This is a genomic window from Symbiopectobacterium sp. (genome assembly GCF_051710365.1).
In the GTDB taxonomy this organism is placed as follows: domain Bacteria; phylum Pseudomonadota; class Gammaproteobacteria; order Enterobacterales; family Enterobacteriaceae; genus Symbiopectobacterium.
This window is the reverse complement of sequence record NZ_JBPETA010000116.1, coordinates 1-10,410: the sequence shown is the minus strand read 5'-3', so window position 1 is coordinate 10,410 and position 10,410 is coordinate 1. Positions and strand designations below refer to the sequence as shown.

Here is a 10,410-nt window from a genome sequence, read left to right as displayed (position 1 = left end):
CAACATTACTTGATGGTAAACGGGTCTGGGCAGAAAAAAATCTGAACCAGATTTAATCTGACAGACACCTGTATAAATAACCGGTAACTGTCAGATCAGGTCTGAGCTAGTACAATTTATCAATACGGCTCTCCCTCTACTGGCGCATGTTATCCAAAGATAACGGCCTGAGCTGGAAGACCATGAGCCACGCCAAATACAACACCCAAATAACAATATAAAAACAGGAGCACCCCATGAATTATGCATTCGCGGGTCATGCTGCCCTCATGGGGAGCTATCACCCGCAAGAAACCCAACTGGATAAATGGGTTCAATGGCTGCGAAACGGATACCGAAGGCTTATCGATATCCTCGGGCAGCAAGGCAAATCTCTACGACCTGCCCCAGCACCTTAATCAAGACTGTTACAGCCTGAAATCACCTGCATCACTGCACACCCTGTGTGAAACGTTCACCACCGCATTTCTTCGATTGGTCATTCCCCCACCCGCTCGCCGTCATGACGAACGGCTCAGCGGCCTGATTTTAACAGAGGTCAATTATGGCATACATCACCTTATCCGAGTGGAACCGGCGGCAACCCCGTCCGCGTTGTATGGAAACCGTCAGGCGATTGGTCAGGAGCGGAATGATTTTTCCCGCACCGATACGAGATGGGCGCGAGTATCTGGTTGAGGAAAACGCCTGCAAGCTCACCCAGAACAAAAACCTTAACTCATCAAGTTACCTTCATCCCGCCCTGTTATCGAGGATAAAACATGGCACGCCGGAGAAGCCATAAGAACCGCGATTTGCCGCCAAACCTGCAACCGCGCAATGGCGGCTATTTTTGCTACCGCGACCCGCGCACCGGAAAAGAATATGGCCTGGGCCGCCATCGACAGGAGGCCATTACACAAGCCATAGCCGCCAATATGGCAATTTATGGCTCATCAAAACAATCTCCGCTCGTTGACCGCATCAACGGCACACAGGTGACTACAGTTAGTGAATGGACTGAACGCTATCTGACGATACTCGACGGCAGAAAACTCAAGCCGAAAACGATGAGCGAGCATAAGACATATTTGAAAGCTATCAATGAACATATGGGCGAGTTTTCTATTCAGCAAGTGCAAACAAAAGATGTTGCCACCTTTCTGAATAAGTGGGTCAAAGCTGGAAAAACAACGATGGCGAATAAATTAAGGAAGGAGGTTATTGACTTATTTCGTGAGGCCATTGCAGATGGGGTTATATCGCACAATCCTGCCGAAGCTACCCGAAACCAACGTGTAGAGATTCAGCGGGAGCGCATAACCCTTGATGAATGGAAAATTATCCGCAAGGCAGCGGATACATTACCCGCATGGGTTGGGCCCTGCCTTGACCTTGCTTTAGTCACCGGTCAACGTTTAGGGGATATACAGGCACTACGCTGGGAGGATTTCAAAGACGGACGTCTTTACATCAAGACGGCGAAAACAGGCATGATGCTTGCCTTCTCCCAGACAACCCACATCGACTGCCTCAATTTATGCCTTTCCGATGTACTGAACCAGTTTAGAGAATTAAACAACGGGAGAGCACATATCGTCGCAGACGCCAAATACAAGCAATTTGCCGCAAAAACGATATCTGCCGCTTTTTTGAAGGCGCGGCGTATATCAGGATTAACATGGGAACGTAACCCTCCCTCATTTCATGAAATCAGAAGCCTGGCTGCAAGACTCTACACCGATGAGAAAGGGGAAAAATATGCACAAAAATTGTTAGGTCACAAAAGCTCTACCATGACAGATAGGTACCGCGATGTCCGGGGGGCTGAATGGAAGCAGATTGAATAATTTCGATCGAATTTCGAGTAATTTCGATCGATTGGTTATAAGATATTGAATATACGGCCTGAAAATTTAATGCCACTGCGTCAACAGCAGGCGCAAAGGACTGCGCGGCACATCCGGTGGTTCCGCCGCTTTGCCACCCGAAAAGTTATGTTCAGGAAACATGGTCATTATCTCGCCCTATCACACCGTCAACACCACACAGCTATCCGCTTCCCAACACAAGCGCACTTCGTCACCCCAGGTGGGTGCGCCTTTGCGATAGCGGTAAGCATTTTGCAACTGGGCACTATGATCTGCCCACTGTTAAGACGCACGTGGTAAATCGACAGATCGCCCAGATAAGCAATATGCACCACTTCACCGACAGCAAAGTTACAGCCGTCTTCGGGCACCTCTTCACACAGCATGATTTTTTCGGGGCGCAATGCGACATGCACCGGTACGCCATCTACCACGGAAACATCGGTATTCACTTTCAGCGGATGAACCAGACCCGGGCTCTGAATAATCAATGCATCGTCCTGACGCTCTTTCAGCAACCCTTCAAACATATTGACCGAGCCGATAAATTCAGCGCTGAAACGCGTGGTCGGGTGTTCGTAAATCTCTTCCGGCTCGCCGATTTGCACAAACTTGCCGCGATTCATGATGGCGATGCGCCCGGCCATGGTCATGGCCTCTTCCTGATCGTGGGTTACCATCACACAGGTCACGCCGACACGCTCAAGAATATCCACCACTTCCAGTTGCATACGGTCACGCAGCTTTTTGTCCAGTGCGCCCATCGGTTCATCCAGCAGCAGCAGTTTCGGGCGTTTCGCCAAACTGCGCGCCAGTGCCACGCGCTGACGCTGACCACCGGATAGCTGATGCGATTTGCGTCCGGCAAACTCCTGCATATGCACCAGCGTCAGCATTTCTTTCACCCGGTCTTTAATTTCAGCGCGGGACAGCTTGTCCTGCTTCAAACCAAACGCGATATTCTTCTCAACCGTCATATGCGGGAACAAGGCATAGGACTGAAACACCATATTGATGGGGCGCTGATAGGGTGGCACCAGCGACAGATCCTGTCCGTCCAGCACAATCTGCCCCTGAGTCGGGTGTTCAAAACCGGCCAACATGCGCAATAAGGTGGATTTACCGCAGCCTGAAGCCCCCAGCAGTGCGAAAATCTCACCTTTGTAGATAGTCAGACTCACATCATCCACCGCCGCCTGACCGTCAAAGGATTTGGTCAAATTGCGCACTTCCAACATTGGCGTTACGGCCTTTTGCGTTTTAGGCTGGGGACGGGAAATTGCATCATTCACTTAGCATTGCTCTCCGGCAAAAGCAGAACAAACGAATAACCCACGGTAGTGAAGGATCTGCGACAGGCACCCTCTCTCCCTCCATGTATTACACCACATACAGCACAAACAGGCGGGGATTAGCTGCCTGCGGATTATCACATAATCTCAACGGACAAAAACAGTTACTTGCCGCTTTTTACTTTGGTCCAGGCACGTGTACGCGCGCGGTCAATCTGCGGTGATTGCACTTTGAGCGTAAACAGCTTAGCACGCACGTCATCCTGCGGGAAGATGCCCGGATCGTTACGCACCGCTTCATCAACCAGCGGAACGGAAGCTTTGTTAGTTGGCGTAGAAGACGTAATTGCTGATATTGGCAATCACTTCCGGTTTCATCAGATAGTTAAGGAACTGGTAAGCTTCCTCTTTGTTCTTGGCATCGGCTGGCATCGCGAGCACGTCAAAGAATGCCAGAGCCCCTTGCTTCGGAATGCTGTAACCGATGTTCACACCGTTCTTCGCTTCCTTGGCACGGTTAGCCGCCTGTTTCACGTCTCCGGCCCAACCGATAGCCACGCAGATGTCGCCGTTAGCCAGATCGTTGATGTACTGCGAAGAGTGGAAATAGCGGATGCTCGGGCGCAATTTCAGCAGCAAGTCAGTAGCGCCTTTGCTGTAATCATCGGCCTTGGTGCTGTTCGGATCTTTACCCTGATAATTCAGCACGGTGGCAAAAATCTCTTCTGGTGCATCCAGGAAGGCAACGCCACAGCTTTTCAGTTTTTTCCAGATTTTCCGGCTTCAACACCAGATCCCAACTGTCGATTGACGCATCCGCACCCAGCGCGGCTTTGACTTTATCGATGTTAAAGCCGATGCCCGTGGTCGCCCACAGATAGGGAATCGCGTATTTGTTGTCAGGATCGTGCTGAGAAATCAGCTTCATCAGCTCAGGATCGAGGTTTTTGTAGTTAGGCAGCTTGCTTTTATCCAGCGGCTGGAAAACACCGGCAGCAAGCTGGCAGAAGGCACGACCAGATCAAAACCGGTGCTGCCCGCCATCAGTTTGCCTTCCAACACTTCGTTGGAGTCAAACACGTCATAAACGACTTTGATGCCAGTTTCTTTCTGGAAATTGCTCAGGGTGTCCGGCGCAATGTAATCTGACCAGTTATACACATGCAGCGTTTTTTCTTCCGCAGATGCGGTGACGGACGCGGCCATCATCAAGCCGGCAACAACACCCGAGAGCCATGTTTTACGTTGGGTGAACATCCGTTCCTTCCTCCATACCAGGGGTGAATCATGGAATAAAATCCGTATCAGGACGATACCGGACACATACCTGAATTTATCGCGCCGACGGGCGGGGATGTTGAATGGCTATGCACTAAAAATAATCATAGTACACACAGACATAAATGCATTGTCATCGCCTGACGGTCACAGGAAGTTAGCATAACCGCCTCGTGTTCGCGGTGCTATATGTGCAACGTAAAAAACGGCTTTTATCGATTAATTATGCAGGAGTTGGCGCGGTGAACGGGAAGTCTTTACTCTGGGCGGTGGAATATATCGGAAAAAAGATTTTTTGCAGAATAAACCAAAGACAACGGGAAAATAAGAAAAAATGATTGCTGCCCGCAGGCAGCAACAGAATCAATGCAGACTGTGTGACAGAGTGCGCGCAGGAGAGGTCTCTTCTTCTTCACCAAGAAACAGCATATTGTTAGCACAGGCTTCCAGAATAACCATGGAGATCTGCTTTTCTGACTGCTGCATAAAGTGGCGGAACTGCTCAATGACCACGCCTGCTGCCACGTCGAGCGTCTGACAGACGATAAGCTTTGGCAGATTATCGTCTTGCACATCAAGAAAGGCTTTCACCGTCAAGGAGCTGGCATTGATTTGGCTCAGGTTGCCCGCCAGCGAAATCAAGGCGCTGGGCTTCACCTCGGCCAGCGCAGAAAATAAAACAACGCCGTCCACCAGATCGACCTTGGCATCGAAAATGCCATCGAAATTCTGCATATGGGGCAAATGCAACGCCTGACACGAGTCACATTCAAAATAGAGAATATTGAGTTGATCCAACCACCGCCGCAGCAGATTCAGATCCGGAACGATGAGTGAATCCATCATAATTTGCCTCATTTGCGCCTGTAACGTAAAAACCTTACTAGCTTACGTAAAATTTGCGCACGATACCAATAGAAAAGCGGGATTGCCTATCTTGCTGGCGATACGCCGTTGCGTGCGTGCTGCTCAATGAACGCCATCATCATGTCGGCGATATCCAGTTGGGTGGTGCGCTCTATCCCTTCCAGACCGGGAGAAGCGTTTACCTCCATCACCAGCGGCCCACGCGTGGCGCGCAAAATATCCACGCCCGCCACGCTCAACCCCAGCGTTTGAGTCGCTTTCACCGCAATGGCACGCTCACGCTCCGTGATAATGACCGGGCGCGCGGTGCCACCACGGTGCAAATTGGAACGGAAATCCCCTTCTTTGGCCTGACGTTCAATGGCCGCGACCACTTTATCGCCAATCACCAGACAGCGGATGTCCCTACCCTGCGCCTCGCGTACATACTCCTGGACCAGAATGTGCGCATTCAGGCCGCGAAACGCATCAATCACGCTTTCGGCCGCCTGACGCGTTTCCGCCAACACCACGCCTATCCCCTGAGTACCTTCCACCAGTTTAACCACCAGCGGTGCACCGCCCACCATATCGATCAGATCGCTGGTATCGTCCGGTGAATGCGCAAAACCGGTGATCGGCAGATCGATGCCCTCGCGCGCCAGCAGTTGCAGCGAATGCAGCTTGTCCCGTGCGCGGGTGATTGAGAGCGCATTGTTCAACGCAAAGCTTCCCAGCATTTCAAACTGGCGCAACACTGCGGTGCCGTAAAAGGTAATTTGCGAGCCGATGCGAGGAATTACCGCATCGTATTTTACCAACTGGCGGCCGCGATAATGCACCGTGGGTGCAGCAGAGTTGATGTTCATGTAGCACGAGAGCGGATCAATAATATCGACAACGTGCTTGCGTGCTTCTGCGGCCTCACGCAGCCGCTTGCAGGAGTACAGACTGCCGTCCCGTGATAAAATGGCGATCTTCATCAGTTCCTCACCCACGTTTCAGCGGATTGCCCAGCCTTGCTGATGCAAGTAGTCCAGAATAAAGGGCCTCAGCTCTTTTTGCAGTGTGCGCTGCACGTGCTCACTCCAGGTGTCGCGACGACGATTACTACCACGCTGCTGGTAGTAATCTCCCAATTGCTGGTCATACTGTGCCAGCGCCGCTTTATCTAACGGTTGATAGCCATTCTCATGCACCACCAGCGAGGCGGGCAGGCGAGGTTTGAGGTCGGGCGTCGCAGCGGGGTAGCCCAGACAAAGGCCAAACAGCGGCAAGACTTGCTGTGGCAACGCCAACAGCGAGGTGACATCAGCAATGTGGTTACGAATACCGCCGATGAATACCCCGCCCAGCCCCAGCGATTCTGCCGCAACCAGTGCGTTCTGGCCCATCAGCGCCGTATCTACACATCCTAGCAGCAATTGCTCTGCCATCCCGGTTTGCGCCTGCGGAAAAATGTCCAGGTGGCGATGGAAATCGGCGCAAAACACCCAAAACTCGGCGGCGTCGGCCACATGCTGCTGATCGCCACAATAATGAGCCAGCGTTTGGCGCAGCGTGGGATCGGTAATGCGAATAATGGAGCTGCATTGTAAAAAACTCGAACTGGACGCGCTCTGGGCAGCAGCAATAATGGCGTCGCGCGCATCTGGCGCAATAGACTGTGTGCTAAAAGCACGAATGGATCGATGGTTTAGCAGCAGATCGATAGTTGGCGTCACGCTTCGTGTCCTTATGATGGTGTGTCCTGAAGATCGCGGGGTCGGCTTAGTGAACCGGATAGCCAGGCGCTTAACAGGCAGTATAAGCCAGCCGTCGCGACTGACCAATGCCGCTCAGCGTATGTTATGCGGTTTGATAGCCATCACATATTAATGTAACAGGGATTTACTGCTTTTTTTTCAGCGCAGATGGGGGCATAGTACCCCCACAGAAAGACGAGGATAATGTCGTTTACAGCCTTTTGTTTTGATAAGGAGTTAACATGTTTGCTGTTATTTTTGGCCGCCCTGGCTGCCCTTACTGTGTTCGCGCCAAAGCGCTGGCAGAAAAACTGACCGAACAACGTGACGACTTCAGTTTCCGCTACGTTGATATTCACGCAGAAGGGATCACCAAAGACGACCTGTCTAAAACCGTGGGTAAGCCGGTTGAGACGGTTCCGCAGATCTTTTTGGACGAAAAACACATCGGCGGTTGCACCGATTTCGAAGCCTACGCCAAAGCGAACCTGAACCTGTTTCAGTAAAACGGCAACGCATCGACAACATCCTGACCAAAGGCGCACCCTGCGCCTTTGGTGTTTTTATCTTCAGCGAAAATACCGCTGGCACGAGACGTAGACGAACAAAAACCCCAGCGCGCCCATCAGACTCCAGAACACGGCGCTCATTACATAGGCCAATTCCTGCCAGAACGCGTTCATCGGCGTGCGCCAAAAATGCAGGATAATCAGGCACAGCGGCATGGCCATCAGTGCGCCAAGAAAGGGGTAACGCAAACGCCCGCGTGCCGATAAACCGCTGGCTACAATGCCGGGCAGCAAAAACAACAGCATTCCAGGCTCTCCCCAGAATCCCGTTTCCGTTGCGGAAAAGACATCCATTTTTTGACTCAAAAACACCACGGTAAACAACAAAAAATAGCAGGTTGCACCCACCCACCCCTTATTGCTTCCCATATTCGCCTCTCTTTGCCCCACGCCGACGTCGCAAGACGAGGTCGAGTGAGGTGTATTTAATCGGAACAACATCGGAATATCCCTGATATAACAACAAGCAAGGCGGCATCACTTTTTATAAAATAAAGGCTGGCTGTAACACAAACACCCAACTAAAATGGCAGCACTCTTGCTACGCTTCAGGCAATTTATTTTCAGGAAACGGATGGCACCTGTGCCGAATCACGCGCTTTCCCTGCCGGATTCTTCACGCCCTGTTCCGCTATTGCCTTACAGTGAGTATTCTGAGTGAATGGCAATAAATTTAGCCATTACCTTCATTAATATCAATAACTTAATATTAAACAACACGTTACAGGCCATGAATATAAACGTCGCTGAGTTGTTAAACGGGAATTACATACTGCTGTTATTTGTGGTGCTTTCATTGGGGCTGTGCCTGGGGAAAATACGGCTAGGCAGCGTTCAACTGGGTAATTCCATTGGTGTTTTAGTGGTGTCGTTATTATTAGGGCAGCAACATTTTGCCATAAATACCGATGCGCTGAATCTTGGTTTTATGCTGTTTATTTTTTGCGTCGGTATCGAAGCGGGCCCTAATTTTTTCTCCATTTTTTTTCGTGACGGTAAAAACTATTTCGCCCTGGCCTTAGTGTTGGTCAGCTCAGCGCTGGTGCTGGCACTGCTGTTGGGCAAGCTCTTCGGCTGGGATATCGGCCTGACAGCAGGCATGCTAGCGGGAGCAATGACGTCAACGCCCGTGCTGGTCGGGGCGAGAGATGCGCTGCGCAATGCTAACAGTGTCGATCCACAGCTCAGCGTCGAGTTGGATCACCTGAGCCTTGGCTATGCGCTTACCTATCTGATCGGGCTGGTCAGCCTGATTTTTGGCGCGCGCTATCTGCCGAAACTGCAACATCAGGATCTGCCGACCAGCGCGCAACAAATCGCGCGTGAACGCGGTCTCGATCCTGACAGCCAACGTAAAGTGTATCTCCCCATTATCCGTGCTTATCGCGTCGGGCCGGAGCTGGTTGCCTGGGCTGACGGAAAAAATCTGCGCGAGCTGGGCATTTACCGGCAAACCGGCTGCTCCATTGAGCGTCTGCGCCGTAACGGCATTCTCGCCACGCCCGATGGGGATGCCACCTTGCAACTGGGTGATGAAATTGCGCTGGTGGGCTACCCGGATGCCCATGCTCGCCTCAATTCCAATTTCCGTGACGGCAAGGAAGTGTTCGATCGCGACCTGCTCGATATGCGCATCGTCACCGAAGAGATAGTGGTCAAAAACAACAACGGCGTCGGCAAACGCCTCAGCCAGCTAAAACTGACCGACCACGGCTGCTTTTTAAACCGCATCGTACGCAACCAGATCGAAATGCCTATTGATGACGGCGTGGTACTGAACAAAGGGGATGTGCTACAGGTGAGCGGCGATGCCCGGCGGGTGAAAAGCATCGCCGATCGCATCGGGTTTATTTCCATCCACAGTCAGGTTACCGATCTGCTCGCGTTCTGCGCCTTCTTTATCATCGGCATCATGGTCGGGCTTATCACCTTCCAGTTCCGTAACTTCAATTTTGCAATTGGCAGTGCAGCCGGATTGCTGTTTGCCGGGATCATGCTGGGCTTCCTACGCGCCAACCACCCGACCTTTGGCTATATCCCGCAGGGTGCGCTGAATATGGTAAAAGAGTTTGGTCTGATGGTGTTTATGGCGGGCGTTGGCCTGAGCGCTGGCAGTACCATCGGCACCAGTTTTGGCTCTGTGGGCGTACAAATGTTGTTTGCAGGACTGGCGATCAGCCTGATCCCGGTGGTGATCTGTTTCCTGTTTGGTGCCTATGTGCTGCGCATGAATCGGGCGCTGCTGTTTGGTGCCATTATGGGTGCGCGTACCTGTGCGCCCGCCATGGATATCATCAGCGATACCGCACGCAGTAATATCCCGGCGCTCGGCTATGCGGGCACTTATGCCATCGCCAACGTGTTGCTGACATTAGCCGGTTCGTTGATTGTCATTATCTGGCCTGAACTGCCGTTTTAAGCGGGTTGAAAAAAATTGTCACTATTCTTTAAATAAAACCGAACTTTTTCGCATGCAGAGCGTCTGAATAAGTGCCGCTGCTTTTCTTTGAAATCCCCTTATTGAGGAGCCCGTCGTTCCCGCCTTTTCAGGTTCAAGAATGATGGGCCTTTTCTTACCTACCAGACTTCTCTTTGCAACCCGATTCTATTGGATGGTACTATTTACGCCGGACTCACAGGGGATAACCACACGATGGAAACTCGGCGCGCAGCACGGATCAACAAACTGACTCAGGCATTGAACCGTCATTCCGCACCTGATTTTTCTTTTTTCGGGACTTGACGGTATTCTGACGTTCTGAATTTATTACTGCTTTTTGCAGACCAATCAGCATGAGTACTCCCCACGTTACCATCCGTAACCTTGATC

At 51.5% G+C, this 10,410-nt stretch carries 10 protein-coding genes and 2 pseudogenes; 6 read left to right on the top strand and 6 right to left on the bottom strand.

Features of this window, described 5'->3' with window-relative positions; all coding sequences use genetic code 11:
- Window positions 1-122: 122 nt before the first annotated feature.
- The 4 genes from ACTBDZ_RS11465 to ACTBDZ_RS11450 all read left to right on the top strand — a co-directional run bounded on the left by ACTBDZ_RS11465 (window position 123) and on the right by ACTBDZ_RS11450 (window position 1,829).
- Complete coding sequence (locus ACTBDZ_RS11465; RefSeq protein WP_438815401.1) at window positions 123-221, top strand: ParE family toxin-like protein; 99 nt, start codon at window positions 123-125, stop codon at window positions 219-221.
- Between the two features lie 15 nt (window positions 222-236).
- Complete coding sequence (locus ACTBDZ_RS11460; RefSeq protein ID WP_438815399.1) at window positions 237-398, top strand: protease FtsH-inhibitory lysogeny factor CIII; 162 nt, start codon at window positions 237-239, stop codon at window positions 396-398.
- Window positions 399-544: 146 nt separating this feature from the next.
- Window positions 545-784, top strand: coding sequence for an excisionase (locus ACTBDZ_RS11455; RefSeq protein ID WP_438815398.1), 240 nt, complete (start codon window positions 545-547; stop codon window positions 782-784).
- Entirely contained in the window at window positions 762-1,829 is a 1,068-nt protein-coding gene (locus ACTBDZ_RS11450; RefSeq protein ID WP_438815397.1) for a phage integrase Arm DNA-binding domain-containing protein, read from the top strand. The genes ACTBDZ_RS11455 and ACTBDZ_RS11450 overlap by 23 nt, the downstream gene beginning before the upstream one ends.
- A 180-nt stretch (window positions 1,830-2,009) precedes the next feature.
- Here ACTBDZ_RS11450 and potG read toward each other — a convergent pair.
- From potG to nfsA, 5 genes and pseudogenes are all read right to left on the bottom strand, one after another.
- A pseudogene (gene potG, locus ACTBDZ_RS11445) lies at window positions 2,010-3,142 on the bottom strand (putrescine ABC transporter ATP-binding subunit PotG).
- Window positions 3,143-3,306: 164 nt separating this feature from the next.
- Window positions 3,307-4,399 (bottom strand): annotated as a pseudogene (gene potF, locus ACTBDZ_RS11440) (spermidine/putrescine ABC transporter substrate-binding protein PotF).
- A gap of 384 nt (window positions 4,400-4,783) precedes the next feature.
- Window positions 4,784-5,263, bottom strand: a complete 480-nt coding sequence (locus tag ACTBDZ_RS11435) for a YbjN domain-containing protein (RefSeq protein WP_438815400.1) — start codon at window positions 5,261-5,263, stop codon at window positions 4,784-4,786.
- An 89-nt stretch (window positions 5,264-5,352) separates the two neighbouring features.
- Window positions 5,353-6,249 carry a 30S ribosomal protein S6--L-glutamate ligase gene (gene rimK, locus ACTBDZ_RS11430; protein WP_438815396.1) on the bottom strand — a complete coding sequence of 299 codons (897 nt, stop codon included), beginning with the start codon at window positions 6,247-6,249 and terminating at the stop codon, window positions 5,353-5,355.
- A gap of 18 nt (window positions 6,250-6,267) precedes the next feature.
- Window positions 6,268-6,990 carry an oxygen-insensitive NADPH nitroreductase gene (nfsA, locus tag ACTBDZ_RS11425; protein ID WP_438815395.1) on the bottom strand — a complete coding sequence of 241 codons (723 nt, stop codon included), beginning with the start codon at window positions 6,988-6,990 and terminating at the stop codon, window positions 6,268-6,270.
- 263 nt (window positions 6,991-7,253) lie between these two features.
- Between nfsA and ACTBDZ_RS11420 the strand changes: the two genes are divergently transcribed.
- Window positions 7,254-7,517: a GrxA family glutaredoxin gene (locus ACTBDZ_RS11420; protein WP_195312865.1), complete on the top strand. Its 264-nt coding sequence runs from the start codon at window positions 7,254-7,256 to the stop codon at window positions 7,515-7,517.
- Between the two features lie 63 nt (window positions 7,518-7,580).
- Here ACTBDZ_RS11420 and ACTBDZ_RS11415 read toward each other — a convergent pair whose 3' ends face one another.
- Window positions 7,581-7,949, bottom strand: coding sequence for an inner membrane protein YbjM (locus ACTBDZ_RS11415; protein ID WP_438815394.1), 369 nt, complete (start codon window positions 7,947-7,949; stop codon window positions 7,581-7,583).
- Between the two features lie 361 nt (window positions 7,950-8,310).
- Between ACTBDZ_RS11415 and ACTBDZ_RS11410 the strand changes: the two genes are divergently transcribed.
- Entirely contained in the window at window positions 8,311-9,999 is a 1,689-nt protein-coding gene (locus tag ACTBDZ_RS11410) for an aspartate:alanine antiporter (RefSeq protein ID WP_438815393.1), read from the top strand.
- Window positions 10,000-10,410: the final 411 nt, after the last annotated feature.